General features: G+C 29.9%; 22 protein-coding genes and 1 tRNA gene. 18 read left to right on the plus strand and 5 right to left on the minus strand.

The window, feature by feature from the left end; all coding sequences use genetic code 11:
- Positions 1 to 8 precede the first annotated feature (8 nt).
- Positions 9 to 443, minus strand: coding sequence for a thioredoxin family protein (locus Lupro_RS10960; RefSeq protein WP_068210123.1), 435 nt, complete (start codon positions 441 to 443; stop codon positions 9 to 11).
- 127 nt (positions 444 to 570) lie between these two features.
- On the minus strand, positions 571 to 1,878 hold the full coding sequence (locus Lupro_RS10965; protein WP_144439140.1) for a hypothetical protein: 1,308 nt from the start codon (positions 1,876 to 1,878) through the stop codon (positions 571 to 573).
- Positions 1,879 to 1,998: 120 nt separating this feature from the next.
- On the opposite strand from Lupro_RS10965, the gene Lupro_RS10970 reads away from it, so the two are divergent.
- The 3 genes from Lupro_RS10970 to Lupro_RS10980 are packed head-to-tail and all read left to right on the plus strand — an operon-like array spanning position 1,999 to position 5,794.
- On the plus strand, positions 1,999 to 2,511 hold the full coding sequence (locus tag Lupro_RS10970; protein WP_068210130.1) for an RNA polymerase sigma factor: 513 nt from the start codon (positions 1,999 to 2,001) through the stop codon (positions 2,509 to 2,511).
- Between the two features lie 56 nt (positions 2,512 to 2,567).
- Positions 2,568 to 3,494: a FecR family protein gene (locus tag Lupro_RS10975; protein ID WP_068210134.1), complete on the plus strand. Its 927-nt coding sequence runs from the start codon at positions 2,568 to 2,570 to the stop codon at positions 3,492 to 3,494.
- Complete coding sequence (locus tag Lupro_RS10980) at positions 3,494 to 5,794, plus strand: FecR domain-containing protein (protein WP_068210136.1); 2,301 nt, start codon at positions 3,494 to 3,496, stop codon at positions 5,792 to 5,794. The genes Lupro_RS10975 and Lupro_RS10980 overlap by 1 nt, the downstream gene beginning before the upstream one ends.
- Positions 5,795 to 5,838: 44 nt before the next feature.
- Here the strand turns inward: Lupro_RS10980 and Lupro_RS10985 are convergent, their stop codons facing one another.
- From Lupro_RS10985 to Lupro_RS10995, 3 genes are read right to left on the minus strand one after another with little or no spacing between them, the layout of a single operon-like run.
- Positions 5,839 to 6,525, minus strand: a complete 687-nt coding sequence (locus Lupro_RS10985) for an RluA family pseudouridine synthase (RefSeq protein WP_068210138.1) — start codon at positions 6,523 to 6,525, stop codon at positions 5,839 to 5,841.
- A 1-nt stretch (position 6,526) separates the two neighbouring features.
- Complete coding sequence (yihA, locus tag Lupro_RS10990; RefSeq protein WP_068210140.1) at positions 6,527 to 7,138, minus strand: ribosome biogenesis GTP-binding protein YihA/YsxC; 612 nt, start codon at positions 7,136 to 7,138, stop codon at positions 6,527 to 6,529.
- A 3-nt stretch (positions 7,139 to 7,141) separates the two neighbouring features.
- On the minus strand, positions 7,142 to 7,906 hold the full coding sequence (locus tag Lupro_RS10995) for an alpha/beta fold hydrolase (protein ID WP_068210147.1): 765 nt from the start codon (positions 7,904 to 7,906) through the stop codon (positions 7,142 to 7,144).
- A 210-nt stretch (positions 7,907 to 8,116) separates the two neighbouring features.
- Between Lupro_RS10995 and Lupro_RS11000 the strand changes: the two genes are divergently transcribed.
- The 15 genes from Lupro_RS11000 to Lupro_RS11070 all read left to right on the plus strand — a co-directional run bounded on the left by Lupro_RS11000 (position 8,117) and on the right by Lupro_RS11070 (position 24,071).
- Positions 8,117 to 8,590 carry a division/cell wall cluster transcriptional repressor MraZ gene (locus Lupro_RS11000; protein ID WP_068210150.1) on the plus strand — a complete coding sequence of 158 codons (474 nt, stop codon included), beginning with the start codon at positions 8,117 to 8,119 and terminating at the stop codon, positions 8,588 to 8,590.
- A complete protein-coding gene (rsmH, locus tag Lupro_RS11005; protein WP_068210153.1) occupies positions 8,577 to 9,473 on the plus strand; it encodes a 16S rRNA (cytosine(1402)-N(4))-methyltransferase RsmH in 897 nt (298 codons plus the stop codon). Before Lupro_RS11000 ends, rsmH begins: the two co-directional genes overlap by 14 nt.
- Positions 9,474 to 9,800, plus strand: coding sequence for an FtsL-like putative cell division protein (locus Lupro_RS11010; RefSeq protein WP_335339107.1), 327 nt, complete (start codon positions 9,474 to 9,476; stop codon positions 9,798 to 9,800).
- Between the two features lie 8 nt (positions 9,801 to 9,808).
- Positions 9,809 to 11,797, plus strand: a complete 1,989-nt coding sequence (locus Lupro_RS11015) for a penicillin-binding protein (RefSeq protein ID WP_179945744.1) — start codon at positions 9,809 to 9,811, stop codon at positions 11,795 to 11,797.
- Positions 11,798 to 13,261, plus strand: a complete 1,464-nt coding sequence (locus Lupro_RS11020; RefSeq protein ID WP_068210156.1) for a UDP-N-acetylmuramoyl-L-alanyl-D-glutamate--2,6-diaminopimelate ligase — start codon at positions 11,798 to 11,800, stop codon at positions 13,259 to 13,261.
- A gap of 4 nt (positions 13,262 to 13,265) precedes the next feature.
- Positions 13,266 to 14,492: a phospho-N-acetylmuramoyl-pentapeptide-transferase gene (gene mraY / locus Lupro_RS11025; RefSeq protein ID WP_068210161.1), complete on the plus strand. Its 1,227-nt coding sequence runs from the start codon at positions 13,266 to 13,268 to the stop codon at positions 14,490 to 14,492.
- Positions 14,493 to 15,824, plus strand: a complete 1,332-nt coding sequence (gene murD, locus Lupro_RS11030) for a UDP-N-acetylmuramoyl-L-alanine--D-glutamate ligase (RefSeq protein WP_068210164.1) — start codon at positions 14,493 to 14,495, stop codon at positions 15,822 to 15,824. It abuts the gene before it with no gap.
- Positions 15,825 to 17,015 (plus strand): FtsW/RodA/SpoVE family cell cycle protein, encoded by a 1,191-nt coding sequence (locus Lupro_RS11035; protein ID WP_068210168.1) that lies wholly within the window; start codon positions 15,825 to 15,827, stop codon positions 17,013 to 17,015.
- Positions 16,999 to 18,093 carry an undecaprenyldiphospho-muramoylpentapeptide beta-N-acetylglucosaminyltransferase gene (murG, locus tag Lupro_RS11040; protein ID WP_068210171.1) on the plus strand — a complete coding sequence of 365 codons (1,095 nt, stop codon included), beginning with the start codon at positions 16,999 to 17,001 and terminating at the stop codon, positions 18,091 to 18,093. Before Lupro_RS11035 ends, murG begins: the two co-directional genes overlap by 17 nt.
- Position 18,094: 1 nt before the next feature.
- Complete coding sequence (gene murC / locus Lupro_RS11045; RefSeq protein ID WP_068210174.1) at positions 18,095 to 19,441, plus strand: UDP-N-acetylmuramate--L-alanine ligase; 1,347 nt, start codon at positions 18,095 to 18,097, stop codon at positions 19,439 to 19,441.
- Complete coding sequence (locus Lupro_RS11050) at positions 19,431 to 20,153, plus strand: cell division protein FtsQ/DivIB (RefSeq protein ID WP_068210176.1); 723 nt, start codon at positions 19,431 to 19,433, stop codon at positions 20,151 to 20,153. The genes murC and Lupro_RS11050 overlap by 11 nt, the downstream gene beginning before the upstream one ends.
- Positions 20,154 to 20,156: 3 nt before the next feature.
- Positions 20,157 to 21,470 (plus strand): cell division protein FtsA, encoded by a 1,314-nt coding sequence (gene ftsA, locus Lupro_RS11055; protein WP_068210179.1) that lies wholly within the window; start codon positions 20,157 to 20,159, stop codon positions 21,468 to 21,470.
- Positions 21,471 to 21,506: 36 nt separating this feature from the next.
- Complete coding sequence (gene ftsZ / locus Lupro_RS11060; protein WP_227807443.1) at positions 21,507 to 23,414, plus strand: cell division protein FtsZ; 1,908 nt, start codon at positions 21,507 to 21,509, stop codon at positions 23,412 to 23,414.
- A gap of 122 nt (positions 23,415 to 23,536) precedes the next feature.
- Entirely contained in the window at positions 23,537 to 23,986 is a 450-nt protein-coding gene (locus Lupro_RS11065) for a GatB/YqeY domain-containing protein (RefSeq protein WP_068210184.1), read from the plus strand.
- A gap of 11 nt (positions 23,987 to 23,997) precedes the next feature.
- Positions 23,998 to 24,071, plus strand: a tRNA-Arg gene (locus tag Lupro_RS11070).
- Positions 24,072 to 24,216: the final 145 nt, after the last annotated feature.

A 24,216-nucleotide genomic window follows, 5' to 3' on the forward strand; every position in this document is an offset into this window, starting at 1 on the left:
TGGTTAATTTAAAAAGAAGCTAAAAGTTTAATGTACTCAGCAGGCTTCATTTTTTTATAGCCTGTACTTCCTAAAACATTTCCATTTTTATCAAGAACAGCTACGTAGGGAAAAAAACCATTTTTATCGTATTTTTCCATAAGACTATTGTTCTTTTTTTGTTGAATAGGATCTAATTTGTTTTTGTTTTTTCTAGGAAAATCAACTTTTAGCAGTACAAAATTTGCTGCAGCATAATTCTTGAACTCTTTTGTGCTCCATATTTCTTTATCAAGTTTAATGCAAGGCGCACACCAATCTGACCCTTGAAATACCAATACAATATTTTTATTTTTAGCAGTAGCTATTTCTTTTGCGGTTTCAAAATCACTTAACCATTCTTGTGCATTTATAGTGGTTATAGTTAATAAAAATACGAGAATTATAATTATATTTTTTGTCATTTCTTTTTTCGAGGTTTAAAATTAATATATTTTATTTTAAAATTCTTTTTTTGTTATAAAAAGACCCTCTAAAATTATTTAGAGAGATCTTTTCGTAAAAAGGGGTATAATTTAAGAAGATTCGTTTTTAATTTCCACTTCCGTTGTTGTCATTTCCTCCATTGTCATTGTTGTCTCCATTGTCATTGTTCCCGCTGTCATCATTTCCTCCGTTGTCATTGTTCCCATTGTCATTGTTCCCTCCGTTGTCATTGTTCCCTCCGTTGTCATTGTTCCCGTTATCATTATTGTCTCCATTGTCGTCATTTCCTCCGTTGTCATTGTTCCCGTTGTCATCATTTCCTCCGTTATCATTATTGTCTCCATTATCATTGTTCCCGTTGTCATTGTTCCCGTTGTCATCATTTCCTCCATTGTCATTGTTCCCGCTGTCATTGTTCCCGTTATCATTGTTGTCTCCATTGTCATTGTTTCCATTGTCATTGTTGTCTCCATTGTCATTGTTCCCGTTGTCATCATTTCCTCCGTTATCATTATTGTCTCCATTATCATTGTTCCCGTTATCATTGTTCCCGTTGTCATTGTTGTCTCCATTATTATCAGAATCTTCACCATCTGGAGTTCCATCATTATCAGAATCAGTATCTAAATAATTAGGAATTCCATCGTTGTCAGAATCATCATTTGAAGCATCACCATCACCATTTGCATCTTCATTACTATCTAATACACCATCATTATCAGAATCAGTATCTAAATAATTAGGAATTCCGTCATTATCAGCATCATCATTTGTAGCATCACCATCACCGTTAGCGTCTTCACTTGCATCAGACATACCATCATTATCAGAGTCAGTATCTGCATAATTTGGGATACCATCATTATCTGTATCATCATTTGTAGGGTTTCCATCACCATCAATATCTTCATTAGTATCCAAAATTCCATCACCGTCATCATCATTGTCTATGTAATTGGGTGTGCCATCATTATCAGTATCATAACTATTCACTAACGTTGCAAATTCAGTTTCATTATTTATGGTTTGTGTACTTTCATTTTTTGAGACTTCAAAAGGAAAAGAAATACCATTTATATATAAGCTTGTTGTAGTTGCCGCAATTACACTTGTTAAATCACTTATATTTGATACGAATACTTCACTTCCGTTATTATATAATAGTGTAATAGGGTAGGTAAATCGAAAACCAAAGTCAAACTCCATTGCTTTGTCTATATTAGAAGAATTAATTTCGTTAGAGCTTTGTTGATTTATTCTAGATTTTAAAGATTCGGTAACATTTTTTGCAATATCACTAGTTTTTGATTGTTCTTGGTATAGTTGTTCATCTTCAATTCCTTGATTATTTGTGCAAGATGCTATTGTTAAGGTTAATAGCATAATAAATAGCGTAAATTTGGCGTTTTTCATCTTTTTATATTTTGTTGTATTTTTAATTGAGATATTTCGATTAATCATACATAAAACAACTGAAACATAATAAACCCTACTTTTTTTATTATTTTTGATGACTTCAATTGAAATATAAGTATGATTAGAGACATAAATAATATTTGCAACCCTGTAATTTTTGAAAAGGTTTTTAGAACTTATTCAAAAGATTTAAAAAGGTTTTTATACTTTAAGTTTGGTGATATGGAGTCTTGTGAAGATATTTTGCAAGATACTTTTGTGAAACTTTGGGATAACTGTTCAAGTGTTAATTATAATAAGGTTAAGAGTTATTTATTTACGATAGGAAATAATTTATTTTTAAATATTAAGAAACATGAAAAAATAGTTCGTGAACATCAACAAATAAAAGTTAACGAAAGTACTCATGAATCTCCTGAATTTTTATTGTTAGAGCAAGAGTTTCAACTTAAATTAGAAAAAGCAATTAATGCATTATCAGAAAAACAACGAGAAGTTTTTTTATTAAATAAAATTGAAAAGAAAAAATACAAGGAAATTGCAGAAATGTTAGGGTTATCAGTTAAAGCAGTTGAAAAAAGAATGCATGGAGCATTAAAAGCATTGAGAGATAAAATAGGAAACATTTAATTTATTAAAAAAAAAGTAGGGTTTTTTACTTTACAGTTGTCTTAATAACAGAAAAGATGAATAAAAACAAAGTACATAATGAGAGTGAATATTTTTTAGCTGCTTGGAGTGAAGGAAAAATCTCAGCTGAAGAACTTAAGAAATATGTTTCTGAAGAAGATTTTAATGCCTATATGGAACTTGAAAAAGGAATTCATCTTTATGAAAAGTTAGAAGCACCTTTAGATCATTCATTCAAGAAAATTCAAGAGAAAATTAAAAACAAATCCAAATCCAAAGTTCGAAAATTATATATAGGTTGGTTTACATCTATTGCAGCTTCTGTTGTTTTATTTATAGGTTTATATAGTTTACTTGGGAATAACACAGTTTTATTCAATACTGATATAGGTGAACATAAAAATGTTGCATTATTAGATGGTTCTGAAGTAATATTAAATTCAAAATCAGAAATTAGCTATAACAAAAAAACTTGGAGAAAAGAAAGGGAAGTTACATTAAAGGGAGAAGCCTATTTTAAAGTTCAAAAAGGAAGTACTTTTACGGTAAAAACATTAAATGGTTTTGTAACAGTATTAGGAACTCAATTTAATGTTATAGCACGAGATGATTTTTTTGAAGTAGTTTGTTATGAAGGAAAAGTGAGCGTAAAAAATGATAGTAGTAGTACAATCCTTTTACCGGGGAACTCAGTAAGAGTATTAAATGGTAAAATTATGGAAGATTACCAGGTAAAACAACAATCTCCTAGTTGGATTTTGGGAGAAAGCACCTTTAAAAGTATTCCTCTTAAATATGTTATAAACGCCTTAGAAAATCAATACAATGTTAGTTTTGACAGAAGTTCAATTGATGAATCAATTATTTATACAGGAAGTTTTGATAATAACAACCTAGAAATAGCCTTAGCAACTGTTTTTAAACCAACAGGCATAAAATATAACAAAACAGCGGGTAAAAGAATTTTACTAAGTAAAAATTAATGAAGTTATTTCTTCTATTTTTTTTGATATGGTTAATACCTTTCACAATTTTTTCTCAGCAAGAAAAAGTTTTTTCTGTTGAGTTTAACAATACCCAAATGTTTGAGGTATTAAATTTTTTAGAAAAAAGATACCACGTCAAATTTTCTTATCAAGATAATTTAATTAAAGACCAAGAAATTAGCTTAAAAGCACAAAAAAGAACGCTTGAAGAGGTGCTAAATGAAATATCAATATTAATTAACGTTGATTTTGAGTGGCTTGATAATCGTTACATATTTCTTAAAAAGAGATTCGTAGCTGAAGAGGGGTTGCATTTAAAAGAGGTTGTTATAAAAGGTTATTTAACAAAAGGTATTACTAAAAATAAAAATGCAACTTTTGAAATACATCCTAAAAAGTTAGAAATTTTACCAGGTCTTACAGAACCAGATATTTTTGAAAGTATTCAGCAATTTCCAGGTGTTGTTAGTCCAAACGAAACAGCTACAGGTTTAATTGTTAGAGGAGGATCTTCAGATCAAAATAGGATTATTTGGGATGGGATAAACATGTATCATAACGGTCACTTATTTGGGATGATTTCAGCGTTTAATCCTAACATTACAGAAAAAGTAATATTTCACAATAAAGGAACAAACCCAAAGTTTGGAGAGCGTATATCCAGCGTAATAGATATTTCAACCAAAACTAAATTGTCTAATAAAGTTGAGGCAGAGTTTGGTGTTAATGCCATTAATTTTGATGCTTATTTGTCAATTCCAATTGTAAAAAATAAATTAAGTGTGCAACTTTCATACAGAAGATCTTATGAAGATAAATATGAAACCTCAACGTTTAAGAATTTAGAAAAAAAAGTTTTTCAGCACACTGCAATAAACGAAACCACAAGTTCAGATGAGAAATTTAAATTTAAAGATTACAATTTGAAATTAAACTTTAAACCAAATAAAAAAAACACGTTTGCCTTAAGTGTTATTCATATTGATAACGATTTGGAACATGTATTTGAAGATTTAGCTATTAATAATTTAAATAAAAACATTTTAGATACCGAAAATGAAGGATACAGTGTGAGTTGGGAAAAGAAATGGAGTCCTAAAGTAAGTCAACAAACTCAAGCTTTTCTGTCTAAATACCGTTTAAACTATAATTTTATTACAATTGAAAATTTAATACAAATTTCTGATTTTGATAAGCGAAATAATATTTATGATTCAGGGTTGTCTACAGAAGTGCAAATAAATATAAATGAAAAAGGTAACTTATCTTCAGGTTATCAGTATACATTGAAAGATGTAAGCTATGAAATTAAAGAGACAGCCAATTTATTGTATATTTTAGATAGAGATAAAACAATTGTCAACACACATTCATTTTATTCAAATTATACATATAGAAATTCTAAAAAGATAGATATAGATGGAGGAATTCGCTTAAATTATTACAAAGAATTAAATGCATTTAGAGTTGAACCTAGACTTGTTATTAATAAAGATTTATTTAGAAATCTAAAACTTCAAATTACAGGAGAAATAAAAAACCAAATAATTAGTCAAATAGAAGAGACTGTATTAAGTAATTTATCATTAGAAAATAAATTATGGCGTTTAGCTGATGGTAATAAGTTTCCAATAATTAACAGTAAGCAAGTTTCAGCAGGGTTTTTATATAGTAACAATGGTTGGAGTATTGATATTGATCATTATTATAAAAAAATTAAAGGAATTACAACTCTTTCAATAGGTTATTTAAATCCAGAAGATAGTAGGTTTCATGTGGGGAATCAAAAAGTTTTTGGCTCAGATTTTTATTTAGAGAAAGAATTTAAGAAAATAAAAACTTGGATAAGTTACTCGTATACAAATGTTAAAAATAAATTTGAAGGTTTAAATAATAATAAATACTTTACTTCAAGTATAGAAATTAAACATGCTATTTCAGCTTCACTAAGTTATAAAGTAAACAAATTACAATTAGCTTTGGGTTGGAAGTGGCAATCAGGAAGGCCTTACACAGAATCTTTAAGTGATTTTGAGGATAATGATTTTGAAGGAATAAATACTGAAAAACTAAGTAATTATCATCGGCTAGATTTTTCTTCAACCTATAAATTTAATTTTTCAAAAGAAGGTGCAACTCGAGGTAAAATAGGTTTTTCTATTAGGAATATATACAATAGAAAGAGTTATTTAAGTAGAGAATACACAGGAAATAATGCAATTAACGACCCAATTGTTGCCATAGATAAGTTTTCATTAGGAATAACTCCAAATTTTCTTTTTAGAGTTTATTGGTAATTATAAGTTAAGAAACTATTGTTGTTATATAAGGAGCAACTACATTAGTTACAAGCATCCCAAATAGTTTCTTTTGGTGTTGGAGCAATAATAGAAATATTTTCTTTAGTTACGGGATGAACAAACTCAATTTTTCGAGCATGTAAATGAATACTTGCATCTTTGTTGCTTCTGTTAAAGCCATATTTTAAATCGCCTTTAATTGGGCTACCAATTGCAGCTAATTGGCATCTAATTTGGTGGTGTCTACCAGTTTCTAAATCTACTTCTAATAAGTGATAATTAGTTAAAGGTTTTAATATTTTATAATGAAGAATTGCTTTTTTACTTCCTTCAATTTCAGAAGAATAAGACGTTGATTTGTTATTTTTAGGATTCTTTTTTAAAAAACCAATAAGGGTATCGCTGTCTTTTTTAGGCTTATTTTTAACAACTGCCCAATAGGTCTTATTTACGGTTTTATCTCGTAACATTTTGTTAAAACGCTCCAAAGCTTTTGATGTTTTTGCAAAAACAACTACGCCAGTTGTTGGCCTGTCAAGTCGATGAACAACACCTAAAAAAACGTTTCCAGGTTTATTAAATTTAACTTTGATGTACTCTTTTACAATTTCACTCAAAGGTTTATCGCCGGTTTTATCTCCTTGAATAATATCGCCTGATTGTTTATTGATAACTATGAGGTGATTGTCTTCAAATAAAATTTCCAAATTATTTTTAGTTGAAGCCATTTTAGGGTTTTTTTACCAACTGCTTATTTATTTCGTCAATATAGTTTAAAACCTCGTCTTTTCCAGTTGAATTTGTGGCGGAGGTAATAAAATAAGGAGGCATTTCTTCCCAAACGGCACTAGTCATTTTCTTTTTATAAAACTGAATATTCTTATTTAATTCGTTCAATTTTAATTTGTCACTTTTAGTAAAAACAATTACAAAAGGGATTTCTTTTTCACCTAAGAACTCCATAAATTCTAAGTCTATTTTTTGAGGTTCTAAGCGAGAATCAATCAAAACAAAAGTACAAATTAATTGTTCGCGTTGTAAAAAATAATTTTTTATAAAACTTTGAAATGTTCTTTTTATAGATTTAGAAACTTTAGCGTAACCATAACCCGGTAAATCAACTAAAAACCAATTATTATTTATTTTAAAATGGTTTATAAGTTGTGTTTTTCCTGGTCTCCCTGATGTTTTAGCAAGTTTATTTCGGCCAGTTAACATATTTATTAACGAAGACTTTCCTACATTAGAACGACCAATAAAAGCGTATTCGGGTAATTGTTCTTTTGGGCATTTAGATACATCGGTATTGCTAATTATAAAATCAGCGCTTTTAATTTTCATTATTTATAGGTTACGTTCTTTTAGCCAACCTTCCAAAATTTTATTAAATTCATCTGGGCGTTCCATCATAGGAGCATGTCCGCATTTATCAATCCAATAAAGGTCTGCATCAGGTAATAATTTCTTAAAATCTTTAGCAACTTCAGGAGGCGTTACACTATCATTTTTACCCCAAATTAAGCAAACAGGGATATTCATATTTGGTAAATCTTTGGCCATATTATGACGAATAGCACTTTTGGCAATAGCCAATGTTTTTATAACTCTGCTTCTATCATTTACAGAAGAAAAAACTTCATCAACAACTTCTTTAGAAGCTATTTTAGGGTCGTAAAACACTTCTTCAGTCTTCTTTTTTATGTATTCGTAGTTTCCTCTTTTAGGGTAAGTATCTCCCATCGATTTTTCGTAAAGACCGGAACTTCCGGCAAGTACAAGGCCTGAAACGTTTTTTGAGTTTAATTTGGTGAAATACAACGCAATATGCCCACCCAATGAATTGCCAAGTAAAATAGCCTTATCAATATTTTTATAAATCATAAATTCTTTTAAGAACTTAGAAATATTTTTAACATTGGTTTTTAAAAGGGGTAATTTATAAATTGGTAATTCAGGTATGATAACTTTGTATCCATTATTTGAAAAATAATTCAATACACCATCAAAATTACTTAGAGCCCCCATAAGCCCGTGAAGTACAATTATGGGTTTTCCTTCACCAGCCTCCACATAACTATATTTTCCTTCTTTTATAATATTGTTACTCATTAAAAACGAACTTTATAAACTAACTACAAAGGTAACTTTTTTTTCTGTAATAAATATTTTTTTAAAGTACCGGAAATTTAAAAATTAACTAGCTGAATGCCAAAAAAATAAAGAAAAAAAGGATTGTTTAAATAAAAGTTATCAACAAAGTGGGTTAAAGTGGGATTTTGTGGGAAAAAATTTATATTTTTGAATACACACAAATACACAATGGTAAATTTAATTGGAACATACGAGTGTAAAGCTGATGCAAAGGGAAGGTTAGTACTTTCTGCTGCGTTAAAAAAACAGCTAGCTCCAATATTACAAGATGGTTTTGTGTTGAAGCGATCCGTTTTTCAGCCGTGCTTGGAGCTGTACCCAATGTATGAATGGAATATATTAATGAAAAAAGTAAATAAGCTAAACAGATTTATCAAAAAAAATAATGATTTCATTCGTCGCTTTACAGCTGGTGTAAAAATTATTGAGTTGGATGGTTCGGGTAGATTGTTAATCCCAAAAGATTTACAAATTTTTGCTGGAATTACAAAAAATGTTGTGCTTTCTTCAGCAGTTAATATTATTGAAGTTTGGGATAAAGATAACTATGAAAAAGCGATTGATGATGCAACAGTTGATTTCGCTGATTTGGCAGAAGAAGTAATGGGAAATGTAGCAGATATAGAAGATGATGTATCATAATCCAGTTTTATTAAAAGAGAGTATTGATGGTTTAAACATAAAACCAGATGGTATTTATGTTGATGTAACTTTTGGAGGAGGAGGTCATTCAAAAGAAATATTAAGCAGATTAAATACCTATGGTAAACTTTTTGCCTTTGATCAAGATGAAGATGCAAAACAGAACAGTATTGATGATGAACGATTTACATTAATACCACAAAATTTTAGATATATAAAAAGATATTTAAGGTTTTATGGAGTTAGAAAAGTAGATGGTGTTTTGGCTGATTTAGGTGTTTCTTCACATCAATTTGACAAAGCTGAACGAGGGTTCTCAACGCGGTTTGATGCTGATTTAGATATGAGAATGAACCAATCAGGAAAATTATCGGCTTTTGAAGTTGTTAATTTTTACGATGAACAAAAACTAAGTGATGTTTTATTTCAGTACGGAGAATTGCGAAACGCAAGAGCAATTGCAAAAAAAATAGTAGAGACTCGTACAGAGCAAAAAATTAAAACAAGTTTTGAGTTAAAACAAATTTTAAGTGAGTTTGTGCCTAAAGCGGTTGAACACAAAATATTTGCCCAAATATTTCAAGGAATTAGAATAGAAGTGAATCAAGAAATTGAAGCATTGAAAGAATTTTTATTACAAATACCAGAAATATTGAATGAAGAAGGAAGATTAAGTGTAATAGCATACCATTCTCTGGAAGATAGGTTGGTAAAACGCTTTATTAGAAATGGATTATTTGAAGGGGAACAGGAGAAAGATTTTTTTGGAAATATTACTGTTCCAATGAAAAAAGTTGGCAAAATGATTATTCCTACTCTTCAAGAAATTAAAGAGAATAACAGAGCTAGAAGTGCAAAACTAAGAATAGCAACACTGAAATAAATGTCAATAATCAAAGAAAAAATATACAGTGTGTTAAAAGGGGGGTTTTTAATAAATGAAGATTCTTTTAAAAACTGGCGTTTTATGTTGTTTATAGTTGTGTTGATGTTATTGATGATTGCGAGTTCACATAGTTCAGATAAAAAAGTAATGGAAATAGCAAAATTAAATAAAGAAATAAAAGAATTAAGAGCTGAATTTGTTGATACTCGTTCTATTTCAATGGAGCTAAAATTAGAATCAACAATACGAAAAAAAGTATTAGATATGGGGTTGAAACCAAGTGAAAATCCGCCTCAAGTTATAAGAGTAGTCTCAAAAAAATAAATTTAAAGTTGACAACCATTAAAAAAAACATATTAAAAAAGTTGTATTTCATTTTTGTGTTTATCACACTCTTTTTGGTATTGATTGTTGTTAAGTTAACAAATATTCAATATGCAGAAGGCGATAAATATAGAAGTTTATCTGAGCAGTTAACTTTAAGAAATGATACAATTTTTGCAAATAGAGGTAATGTTTTTTCAGATGATGGTAGTTTACTAGCTACTTCAATGTCTCAGTATGAAATTAGAATGGATGCCTATACGGTTGATGCCAATGTGTTTAAAAAAAATATAAGAAGTTTATCTGTAGAATTGTCAAAAATGCTTGGTAATACAGCTTCATATTGGGAACGAAAAATTAAAAAAGCACGAAACACAAAAAATAGATATCTTTTTATCACTCGAAAGTTAGGATACAATGATTATATAAAGATTAAAAAATTCCCAATTTTTAATTTAGGAATGTATAAAGGGGGTTTTATTGCAGAGCAAACAACTGTAAGAGCTCATCCTTTAGGTAAAGTAGCTGAAAGAACAATTGGTTATGATGATTATAGAGGAGCTCCAGGAATTGAAGGAGCATACAGAGGCTATTTAAAAGGGAAACACGGATGGAGAATGAAGCAAAAAATAGCGAAAGGGCAATGGAAACCAATTAATGATAATAATGAACGAGAACCAGTTGATGGTAAAGATATTGTAACAACTATTGATATTAATATTCAAGATATTGCCCATCATTCTTTATTAAGACAGTTAGAATATTACAACGCTGAACATGGTTGTGTAGTAGTTATGGAAACTAAAACGGGAGAAATTAAAGCAATCTCTAACTTAGGTATAAATTCAGTAGGTAAGTATTATGAAAAAAGAAATTATGCTATATATGAATCCCATGAGCCTGGCTCAGCATTCAAACTAATGTCTATGGTTGCAGCACTAGAGAGTGGTGCAATTGATACAAGTATAATTGTTGATACAGGAAAAGGGAGATACAAAATGCATGGAAGGTATATCCATGATTCTAAGCGAGGAGGTTATGGTAAAATTTCTGCAGCAAGAGCTTTGGAAGTGTCTTCAAATATTGGTTTTGCAAGATTGATTGATGAAAATTTTGAAAAAACTCCTGAAAAATTTATCAATATTTTAAAAAGAATGCATTTGAATGAGCCGTTGGGATTGCCAATAAAAGGAGAAGGGAATCCTGAAATTCCATCACCAGGAGATAAAAAATGGAGTAAAAATGCTTTGCCTTCTATTGCTTATGGATATAATTTGAGATTAACACCGCTACAAACATTAACATTTTATAATGCCATTGCAAATAATGGTGAAATGGTAAAACCAAAATTTGTAAAAGAAATTCGCTCTAGGAATAAATATGTGAAACGTTTTGATAAAGAAATAATAGACTCACAAATTTGTTCAAAAGAAACGATTGATAAGGTGCAAGAAATTTTAAAAAATGTAGTTATTCGAGGAACAGGAATAAAATTATATGATAAAAATTTTTCAATGGCAGGTAAAACAGGTACAGCACGTACTGAATATTGGATGCCTGATTGGGAATTAAATAAGCGATACATCTCTTCATTTACAGGGTATTTTCCAGCTGAAAACCCTAAGTATTCTTGTATTGTAGTTATTCATAAACCAGATTTAAAAAAAGGTTATTACGGTGCCGATGTTTCAGGTCCCGTTTTTAAAGATATTGCTCATAAGATTTATACATCAAACCATATTATTAATAAGATAGGTGTTGATATGCCAAATTTTGCGAGTGTTCAAAATAATTTTAATTCTTACTATACCAAATCTAACAAGGAATTTAATTCAATCCCAAATGTAATGGGAATGGCGGCTATGGACGCCATTCCTTTACTTGAAAATATTGGATTGAAAGTGAGTTCAAAAGGAGAAGGTAAAGTTAAAGAGCAGTCAATTAACGCAGGAGAAAAACTAATTAAAGGAGTTACTATAGTCTTAAAAACAATTTAGTTGAAGTTATTAAATGACATATTAGATAAAGTAAATATAATTACCATGTATGGAAGTGTCCAAAAAATGGTAAATACTATTGTGTTTGATTCAAGAGAAGTAGAGCCAGGCAGCTTGTTTGTAGCACAAAAAGGATTGATTTTTAATGGACATCAATTTATTAGCAAGGCAGTTGAATTAGGAGCAACAGTTGTTGTTTGTGAAGAATTTCCAGAAAAAATACTTCAAGATATTACTTATATAAGAGTTGAAAATTCAAATAGCGCTTTGGCAATTATTGCTTCAAATTTCTATGACAACCCTTCTAGAAAATTAAAATTAATAGGAATTACAGGAACAAATGGAAAAACAACTATTGCAACATTACTATACAATTTATTTCAAAAACTTGGCTATAAATCGGGATTGCTATCTACGGTAAAAATTATGGTAGATACAGTTCAATATGAGGCAACACATACCACACCAAATTCTATTTTAATAAATAAATATTTAAATGAAATGGTGAATAAAGGTGTTGATTATTGTTTTATGGAAGTGAGTTCTCATGGAATTCATCAGAAAAGAACTGAAGGGTTGCAATTTGCAGGTGGAGTATTTACCAATTTAACTCACGACCATTTAGATTATCATAAAACTTTTTTGGCATATAGAGATGTAAAAAAAATATTTTTTGATTCATTACCTGAATCAGCTTTTGCTTTGGTAAATATTGATGACAAAAATGGGGCTATAATGCTTCAAAATACAAAAGCAAAAAAATATTCATATGCATTAAAAACAATGGGCGATTTTAAAGCTAAAATTTTAGAAAATGGATTTTCGGGATTGTTATTAAATATTGATGGAAATGAGGTTTGGACAAAATTAACGGGAAGTTTCAATGCGTATAATATAGTAGCAATTTATGGTGTTGCAAATTTATTGGGTATAGACTCTGTTCGAACTCTTACAAGCATAAGTGAACTAGAGAGTGTAAGTGGAAGATTTCAGCATTTTATTTCAAATGAAGGAATAACAGCTGTAATTGATTATGCACATACGCCAGATGCATTAAAAAATGTATTGGAAACTATTAATAATATTAAGATAGGAAATGAACAAGTAATTACCGTTGTGGGATGCGGTGGCGATAGAGATAAAGCTAAACGCCCTGTTATGGGGCGTATAGCATCTCAATTAAGCTCGCAAGTTATTTTCACTTCAGACAATCCAAGAAATGAAAATCCCCAAACCATTTTAGCAGAAATAGAAAGCGGTGTTGAAACTCAAAATATTAAAAAAACAATATCAATTGTAGATAGAGAGCAAGCAATTAAAACGGCCATAAAATTGGCTAATAAAGGTGATATTATTTTAATTGCTGGAAAAGGTCATGAAACGTATCAAGAAGTTAATGGAAAACGTTCGCATTTCGATGATTTTGAGAAAGTTACATATTTGTTAGAAGTTATAGAAAAGTAAAAAAATGTTATATTATTTATTCGAATATTTAGACAAACATTACAATTTAGCAGGAGCGGGATTATTCCAATATATTTCGTTTAGATCTGCTATGAGTTTTATTGTTTCTTTACTTTTTTCAACAATTTATGGAAAACAAATAATTGATTATTTACAATTAAAACAGGTTGGAGAGTCCGTAAGAGATCTAGGACTGGAAGGACAAGTTGAAAAAGCGGGAACTCCTACAATGGGAGGTATCATAATTATTTTAGCAACTCTTATTCCTGTGCTTTTATTCGCTCAAATAGATAATGTTTATATCGTAATTTTAATAATAACCACTTTGTGGATGGGTACCATTGGTTTTATTGATGATTATATAAAAATATTTAAAAAAAATAAAGAAGGGTTAAAAGGAAAGTTTAAAATTTTAGGACAGGTTACTTTGGGAATTTTTGTTGGAGCAATGTTGTATTTCCACCCAAGTGTAACAATGAAAGAAAAGCTACCAGTAAAGTATCAATATACTACTGAACAAGGGTCACCGGTTTTATTTGGAAAGGCTAAAAAATCTACTAAAACTACCATTCCATTTTTAAAAAACAACGAATTAGAATATGCCGATGTCCTAAATGTTTTTGGGGAAGGGCTTAAGGATTATGCTTGGATAATATTTATACCAATAGTAATTTTTATTATCACGGCAGTTTCAAATGGTGCAAATTTAACTGATGGAATTGATGGTTTAGCAGCGGGTTCTTCAGCCATAATTGTGCTAACACTAGGTATTTTTGCTTGGGTTTCAGGAAACATCATTTTCGCTAATTATTTAGATGTAATGTACATACCAAATTCTGGTGAAATGACTGTTTTTATTGCTGCTTTTGTAGGTGCTTTAATAGGGTTTTTGTGGTATAATACCTATCCAGCTCAAGTTTTTATGGGAGACACAGGTAGCTTAACTATTGGTGGAATTATTGCTGTTTTAGCTATTGCTGTACGTAAAGAATTGTTAATCCCAATTTTAGCTGGGGTCTTTTTTGTTGAAACATTATCAGTGATATTTCAAGTTAGTTATTTTAAATACACGAAGAAAAAATTTGGAGAAGGAAAACGCATATTTAAAATGTCGCCATTACATCATCATTATCAAAAATTAGGCTATCATGAAAGTAAAATTGTAACACGATTTTGGATTATTGGAATTATGTTGGCAGTGCTTACAATTGTAACACTAAAATTGAGATAAATGAAATTAGTTGTGCTAGGAGCTGGAGAAAGTGGAGTAGGAACAGCTATTCTAGGAAAGCAACAAGGGTATAATGTGTTTGTTTCAGATAAAGGAATTATTGCAAATAAATACAAACAAGTTCTTTTAAATAATAATATTTCTTTTGAAGAAGAAAAGCATACAGAATCTATAATTTTTGATGCTGATGTGGTAATGAAAAGTCCGGGAATACCAGATGCCATACCATTAATAAAAGCATTAAAACAAAAGAGTATTTCTATTATTTCTGAAATTGAATTTGCGTCAAAATATACGAACGGAATTATTGTTGGAATTACGGGTTCAAATGGTAAAACAACTACAACAATGTTAGTTAACCATATTTTGAAAAAAGCAAATTTAAATGTTGGAATGGGTGGGAATATTGGAGATAGTTTTGCAAAACAAGTTGCAATGCATAATTATGATTTTCATGTATTGGAGTTGAGTAGTTTTCAACTAGATGGAATAGAGCGTTTTAAACCTCATATTGCAGTAATTACAAATATTACTCCAGACCATTTAGATAGGTATAATTTTAAGTTTGAAAACTATGTGAATTCAAAATTTAGAATTACAAAAAATCAAACTGAAACTGATTTTTTAATTTATGATTTTGAGGATGAAGTAATTGCAAATTGGTTTAAAAATAATAAGGTAAAAGCAACCTTATTACCATTTTCAATTAAAAATAAACTCGAACAGGGAGTGTATTTAGAGGATAATAAAATAATAATAAAATATAAAAAAGAAGAAAAAATAATGAGTATATCATCTTTAGCATTAAAAGGTAAACACAACACAAAAAATGCAATGGCAGCAGCTATGACAGCATCATTGCTAAAAGTTAGAAAAGAAACTATTAGAGAAAGTTTAGAAGATTTTGAAGGTGCAGAACACCGGCTTGAAAATGTGTTAAAAATTAATGGTGTACAATATATTAATGATTCAAAAGCAACCAATGTAAACGCCGCATTTTATGCTTTAGATAGTATGAAATCTCCAACAGTGTGGATTGTTGGGGGAGTTGATAAAGGGAATGATTATTTAGACTTGATGCCTCTAGTAAGAGAAAAGGTGAAAGCAATCATTTGTTTGGGTGTTGATAATCAAAAAATAGTTCAAACTTTTTTTAATGTAGTGGATTTAGTTGTTGAGACTATGGGAGCAGAAGAGGCAGTAAAAGTAGCATATAAAATTGCTGAAAAAGGAGATACGGTGTTGTTATCTCCAGCTTGTGCAAGTTTTGATTTGTTTGAAAATTATGAAGATAGAGGAAATAAATTTAAAAAAGCAGTTAGAGAATTGTAAATGAAAAATATTCTTAGAAATATTGAAGGAGATCGTGCAATATGGGCTATAGTTGGAATTTTAGCAATATTGTCGTTTTTACCTGTTTATAGTGCAAGTACTAATTTGGTATATGTGGTTAATAATGGGACTCCTACTTTTCATTTATTGAAGCATGCTTTCTTATTGGCTTGTGGATTTTTAATTATTTATGCCGTTCATAAAATTCCATATAGATATTTTAGTGGTGGTTCGGTTATCATGATTCCATTAGTAATAATATTGCTTATTTATACACTAACACAAGGAACTACAATTGGAGGAGCCAACGCTAGTCGTTGGATTCGAATTCCATTTATAGGTGTTGGTTTTCAAACATCAACGTTGGCAGGCTTGGTGTTAATGATTTATGTATCTCGTTACTTAGCACGTAACAAGGATAAAAAAATTATGTTTAGGGAAACTATTTTACAATTATGGTTGCCAGTTGCTATAATTTTAGCACTAATTTTACCAGCAAACTTTTCAACCACTGCCATTGTTTTTTTTATGATATTATTGTTAGCCTTTATAGGAGGCTATCCACTAAAATATATTTTATCTGTTGTGGGAACAGGTGGTCTAATATTAGCTCTATTTGTGCTTACCGCTAAAGCATTTCCTAATGCTATGCCAAATAGAGTTGATACTTGGATAAGTAGAATTGAAAATTTTACAAATAAAAATGCTGAGGAAGGCTATCAAGTTCAAAAAGCTAAAATTGCTATAGCAAGTGGAGGTTTAAAAGGTAGAGGCCCTGGTAAAAGTATTCAAAAAAACTTTTTACCACAATCATCATCCGATTTTATATTTGCAATTATTGTTGAAGAATATGGGCTGCTTGGAGCTTTAGTTATAATTCTTCTGTACTTTATGTTACTTTTTAGAATAGTTATGGCAGCTAAAAAAGCAACCAGTATTTTTGCAACGCTTCTTATAATAGGAGTTGGTTTACCAATAATTTTTCAAGCAATAATTAATATGGCAGTAGCCATTAATCTATTTCCTGTAACAGGACAAACATTGCCACTTATTAGTAGTGGAGGTACATCTATTTGGATGACTTGTATTGCAATAGGAATTATTTTAAGCGTTACTGCAAATAAAGAAAAAGAAGAATTAACAGAGAGTGAAGAAAACCCTTTAGCTATTTTACATGAAACAATTGGTTAATATTATATTAAGTGGTGGTGGAACAGGCGGACATATTTATCCTGCAGTTTCAATAGCAAATGAGCTGAAGGAAAAATATCCTAATGCAAACTTTTTGTTTGTGGGAGCAAAAAATAAAATGGAAATGGAAAAAATCCCTCAGTTTGGTTATGATATTAAGGGTTTGTGGATTTCTGGAATTCAAAGAAAGCTAACCATTAAAAACCTGTTATTTCCATTTAAATTAATAAACAGTTTGTGGAATGCTTATAAAATTATAAAAAATTTTAAACCTTCTATTGTTATCGGTACAGGCGGGTTTGCAAGTGGGCCAACGTTGTATGTAGCAAGTATTAAAGGAATAAAAACTATTATTCAAGAGCAAAATTCATATCCAGGAATTACCAATAAATTATTGTCGAAAAAAGCTAATAAAATATGTGTTGCTTATGATGGGTTAGATCGTTTTTTTCCTTCCAAAAAAATAATTAAAACAGGAAACCCTGTTCGTCAAGATTTAATTAATGTCACAGGAAAACGAAAAGAAGCTCAACGTTATTTTAATTTAAAAGCTGATAAAATAACATTGGTTGTTATTGGAGGTAGCTTGGGAGCAAGAGCTGTTAATAATTTAATTGAAAAACATATTCATTGGATTGTGTCAAATAATGTTCAGGTTATTTGGCAGACGGGGAAGTTGTATTACGATGAATTTAAAAAATATGATGAATTGGAAAATGTACAAACGCATGCTTTTTTAAACAGCATGGATTTAACGTATGCTTCAGCAGATATTTTAATAAGTAGAGCAGGAGCAAGTTCAATTTCAGAATTGTGTATTGTTGGAAAACCAGTAATATTTATACCCTCTCCAAATGTTGCTGAAGATCATCAAACCAAAAATGCATTGGCAGTTGTAAATAAAAAAGCAGCATTGCTGTTAAAAGAATCTGAGTTAGAAACATTTCAGATGCTATTTGAAGGATTGTTGAATGATGAAAAATTACAACAAAATTTAAGTGAAAATATAAAAAAATTGGCATTACCAAATGCTACAAAAGATATAGTTCAGGAAATAGAAAAATTACTAATTAATTAATTTGAATTTAGAGAGTATACATAGTGTTTATTTCATAGGTATCGGAGGTGTCGGTATGAGTGCTGTTGCAAATTATTTTAAAAGCAATGGTAAAAATGTAGCGGGTTATGATAAAGTTTCTACGGATATAACAAAGTCTCTTCAAGAAATAGGAGTTCATCTTCATTTTGAAGATTCAATAGATTTAATTCCTTCTGAATTTAAACAAAAGGAAAATATGATTGTGGTTTATACGCCAGCTATTCCAAAAAATAATTCCGAATTATGTTACTTTTTAGAGAATGATTTTAACGTTTTAAAACGTTCTGAGATATTAGGAGAAATCACAAAAAACACCATTTGCTTAGCAGTTGCAGGAACACATGGAAAAACAACTACTTCAACAATATTAGGGCATATTTTAAAAGAAGCAGGCGTTAATGCAACATCATTTTTAGGAGGTATTTCAGAAAACTACAATTCAAATTTAATTTTAGGAGGAAATGAAATTTCGGTAGTAGAAGCAGATGAATTTGATAGATCATTTTTAAAATTATCACCAAATATTGGCTGTATAACCTCTATAGATGCAGATCATTTAGATATTTATGGCAATCATTTTGAACTAGAAAAGTCATTCAAAAAATTTGCTACAAAAATTTCAGACACAATAATTGTTAGAAATGGATTGCCAATTAACGGATTAACGTATGGAATAAATGAAAATTCTGATTTTGACGCTAAAAATTTAAAAATAATAGACGGTACTTACATTTTTGATATTCAAACTCCAACAGAATACTTTAAAGACATAAAAATAAATTTACCGGGAAAACATAATGTGCTAAATACTGTGGCAGCTTTAGCAATGGCAAATAGTTTTGGAGTTCCACTCCCTGTCATTGCTAAAGCTTTACTAACATTTAGAGGTATTAAGAGGCGTTTTTCATATAAAATAAAAACAGATAATTTAGTATTGATTGATGATTATGCACATCATCCAACTGAAATTAATGCAGTTGTAGATTCGGTGAAAGAAATGTACCCTTCAAAAAAAATATTGGGTGTTTTTCAACCGCATTTATATAGTAGAACAAAAGATTTTATAACTAATTTTGCTGTAAGTTTATCTCAATTTGATGAACTCATTTTATTAGATATTTACCCTGCAAGAGAATTGCCAATTGAAGGGGTAAGTTCAGCATGGTTATTAAGTAAAATTACTATTGAAAAGAAGCAAATTTCTAGCAAAAAAAAATTAGCGGAAAACATATTACAATCTAAAGCTAAAATAATTGTTATGATTGGAGCTGGAGATATAGGTGAATTGGTAGATGAAATTAAAAATAATTTAAGCGTTGAAAGTTAATAGGAATTACATAAAAGGCGTTATTTTATTACTATTAGTAGTGTTTTTATTGGGTTTTTCAAATAAGAAAAACAATCGTAAAAAAGTACGAGATGTTACTATTGAATTTGAGGGAGGAAACAACCTATTTATGAGTTATCAAATGGTTAATAAATTGTTAATACAAAATGGAGCAACAGTTAAAAACCAAGCAAAATCTGTCATAGATTTACATTTGTTAGAAACAAACGTGCTGTCACACCCCATGGTAGAAGATGCAGCTATTTTTTTAACGATTGATGGTTTGTTGAAAGCGAAAGTGAAACAACGCACACCTATTGCAAGAGTTTTAACAAATTCAAAGAGTTATTATATTGATAAACAGGCTGAAATAATGCCTTTATCAGAGAATTACTCTGCAAGAGTATTGTTAATTTCAGGTGATATAAAAAAGAAAGATATTCCTAAGTTACATTTTTTGGTAACAACTATTTTGAAAGATGAGTTTCTAAAAAAACAACTAATAGGAGTTCAAAAAATATCAAATGAAGAGTTTATTTTAACAATGAGAGTAGGGAATCAAAAAATATTTTTAGGAAAAATTCAAAATTTGAACCAAAAGTTCAAGAATTTAAAATCCTTTTTAAGTGAAACAATGACTGATAAAACAATAGATAACTACACATCAATAAATTTAAAATACAACGGTCAAGTTGTGTGTGCAAAAAAGTAAATTATGGAACACGATGATATTTCAGTAGGACTTGATATAGGAACAACTAAAATTGTTGCTATGATTGGACGTAGAAATGAATATGGGAAAATTGAGTTACTTGGAACAGGAAAAGCCAAAAGTTTAGGAGTGCATAGAGGTGTTGTTAATAATATAACTCAAACTATTCAATCGATACAAATGGCTGTTGATGAAGCTATTGCTGTTTCTGGAATTAAAATTACTGAAGCAGTAGTAGGTATTGCAGGCCAACATATTAGAAGCTTACAACACAGTGATTACATTACACGTCCAAACGCTGAAGAAGTTATAAATGAAGAAGATTTAGAAAAACTCGAAAAACAAGTTTACAAATTGGTAATGCTTCCTGGAGAAGAAATTATTCATGTGCTTCCACAAGAATTTAAAGTTGATGGGCAGGCTGAAATTACTGAACCTGTTGGAATGTATGGAGGAAGGTTGGAAGCTAACTTTCATGTAGTAGTTGGGCAAGTATCATCTATACGAAATATAGGACGTTGTATTAAAAGTGCAGGCTTAAATTTAGCAGGGATTACTTTAGAACCATTGGCATCTGCAGAAGCAGTTTTAAGTACTGAAGAAAAAGAAGCAGGTGTAGCATTAATTGATATAGGTGGAGGCACTACTGATTTAGCCATTTTTAAAAATGGAATTATACGCCATACTGCTGTAGTTCCTTTTGGAGGAAACGTAATTACTGAAGACATAAAAGAAGGTTGTTCCATTATTGAAAAACAGGCAGAATTATTAAAAACCAAATTTGGTTCAGCTTGGCCAGGGGAAAATAAAGAAAATGAAATAGTTTCAATTCCGGGTTTAAGAGGAAGAGACCCTAAAGAAATTACACTTAAAAACTTGTCAAAAATAATTAATGCAAGAGTTATTGAGATTATTGAACAAGTGTTTTTAGAAATTAAAAATTACGGATACGAAGAATCTAAGAAAAAATTAATTGCGGGTATTGTTTTAACAGGTGGTGGAGCTCAATTAAAACACATTAAACAATTGGTTGAATATATAACAGGAATGGATACTAGAATTGGGTATCCTAATGAAAATTTGGCAGGCGATTCAGATGAGAGTTTATCAAGCCCACAGTATGCAACAGCGGTTGGACTTTTAATGAATGGCTTAAATAAAATAGAGAAAACCAAATTGCAAGAACAACAAATTGAAAGTGAATCTCTTCAAGAAGAAAAAGATACCGTAAAAGAAGAAATAAAAGAAGTACCTAAAAAGTCAATTTTTGAAAAATGGGGAGATAAATTCAGAGATTTTTTAGATAATGCTGAGTAAAAATTAATTAAAGAAAAAGACTAATAAACATATATTATGAGCAGTTCAGATTTTAACAATATTTCGTTTGACTTACCAAAAAATCAATCTAACGTTATTAAAGTGATTGGCGTTGGTGGTGGAGGTAGTAATGCCGTTAATCACATGTATTCACAAGGGATTAAAGGAGTTGATTTTGTTATTTGTAATACCGATGCTCAGGCATTACAAAATAGTCCAATTCCTACTAAAATTCAATTGGGAGTTTCTTTAACTGAAGGTTTGGGAGCCGGTGCAAACCCAGATGTTGGTGAGCAGGCTGCTTTAGAAAACATACAAGAAATTAAAGATATGCTATCTTCTAACTCTAAAATGGTATTTATTACAGTTGGTATGGGTGGAGGAACAGGCACTGGTGCAGCTCCCGTTATTGCTAAAGTAGCTCGTGAATTAGACTTGTTAACAATTGGTATTGTAACAACGCCATTTTCATTTGAAGGTAAAATGCGGAATGAACAAGCCCAAAAAGGAATTGAAAATTTACGTGAATATGTTGATTCATTAGTTGTAATTAATAATAATAAATTGAGAGAAGTTTATGGTAATCTAGGTTTTAAAGCTGGATTTTCCAAAGCCGATGAAGTTTTATCTACAGCTTCTCGTGGTATTGCAGAAGTAATTACCCATCACTACACTCAAAATATTGATTTAAGAGATGCTAAAACAGTATTGTCAAATAGTGGAACAGCCATTATGGGATCAGCTTCAGCTTCAGGAGAAAATAGATCTGAGATAGCTATTTCAGAAGCACTAGACTCTCCTTTATTAAATGATAATAAAATTACAGGAGCTAAAAATGTATTATTATTAATTGTTTCAGGAAGTGAAGAAATTACGATTGATGAAATAGGTGAAATAAATGATTTTATTCAGGCAGAAGCTAAGTCAGATGTAAATATCATTATGGGAGTTGGTGAAGATAAATCTTTAGGAAACGCTATTTCAGTAACCATTGTTGCAACAGGATTTACTGCAGATCAACAACATGAAATTATCAATACCGACCCCAAAAAAATTATACACACACTTGGAGATGATGATCAAGAAGCGACGTACGATTTTGCGGAGAAAAAAATAGACAGACCTTTAGAAAAGAAAATACGTAAGCCTACAAATATTGAAAATAAAATAGAAGACAAAATAATATATAACTTAGAAGAAGAAAAAGAAGAAGATTTTAAAATTATACCTACAACTGAATTTATTAAGAATATTGATGTAGTTTATGAAGAAATTAATTTAAATGTTACTGAGAAAGATTTTGTAATAACTTCTATAACTGCTGAGGAAGAAGAATTTATTGAAGAAAAGGAAACAGAAAATCAAATTTCTCTTACGTTCGATTTACCTATTGATAAATCTACCAAAAACATTGATTTAGAGGAGGAAACGGTTAAGGTTGAAAATATTGAAGTTTTTGAACACCAAGAGATTAAGGCTACTAAAGAAATAGACGAGGATGTTTATTTTTCATTAGAAGATTATGCAGAATTGGAAGATAGTTTAACACAAGCAAAAAAGCCAACACTAATGAATACAGAAATTGATGATGATTTAAATTTTACACTCCGTTCTAAAAATAATGATAAAATTGATATTAATGAACAAGAAGTAATAGATCATAAAGAAATTTCTCCATTAGATTTAACAATAGAAGAGTTACAAAAAAGAGCTTCTAAAAGACGTGAAAAAATGAAAAATTTCAATTATAAATTTACAAATAATATCAAGAAAAAAATTGATGATATAGAAAAAGAACCAGCATATAAGAGAATGGGAGTTGAATTAGATGAAACATCACATTCATCAGAAATTAATCAATCAAGAACAACTCTTGAAATTGATGAAAATGATGATATCCAATTTAGATCTAATAATTCTTTTTTACATGATAACGTAGATTAAAGTATAGCCCAAAGATGAGTGCCCTTAGATAAATTTTCTAAGTTTTGGACTCGGAAATCTTTATGATTTTAAAGATTTTCGAGTTCTTTTTTTTTATATTCGCAGAATAAATATAGTAAGTTATGAGTTTGCAACAAGAGTTAATGGTTAAAATGAAAGAAGCGATGAAATCTAAAGATAGAGTTGCATTAGAATCTTTAAGAGCAATAAAGTCAGAAATCTTATTGGCACAAACCAAAGGAGGCACTTCTGAAGGCTTAACACAAGATGATGAAATTAAATTACTTCAAAAATTAGTAAAACAGCGTAAAGACAGCGCATCAATATACAAAGAGCAAGGTAGAGATGATTTAGCTGAACCTGAATTAGCACAAGTTAAAATAATTGCACAATTTTTACCTGAACAATTAAGTGAAAAAGAGCTAAAAGCAATAATTTCAAAAATTATGGAAACAGTTGGAGCAACTTCAATGAAAGATATGGGAAAAGTAATGGGGGTGGCTTCAAAACAATTAGCAGGAAAAGCAGATGGTAAATCAATTTCAACAGTTGTAAAACAACTTTTAGAATAAATAAATTAAAAGGCCTCGTGGCGCAACTGAATAGCGCACTGGATTTCGGCTCCAGCGGTTGCAGGTTTGAATCCTGCCGGGGTCACTATAGTAAAAACACAAACATTAGTAAATACTAAGGTTTGTGTTTTTTTTAAGTGTGTACTTTTTTAATCGACTATAAAGTAAGTTATTATAAGGAAAACAATACTCTGTTAAAAAAATAATAATGAAATCCTTAATAAATAACA

This window comes from Lutibacter profundi, from assembly GCF_001543325.1.
GTDB lineage: Bacteria > Bacteroidota > Bacteroidia > Flavobacteriales > Flavobacteriaceae > Lutibacter > Lutibacter profundi.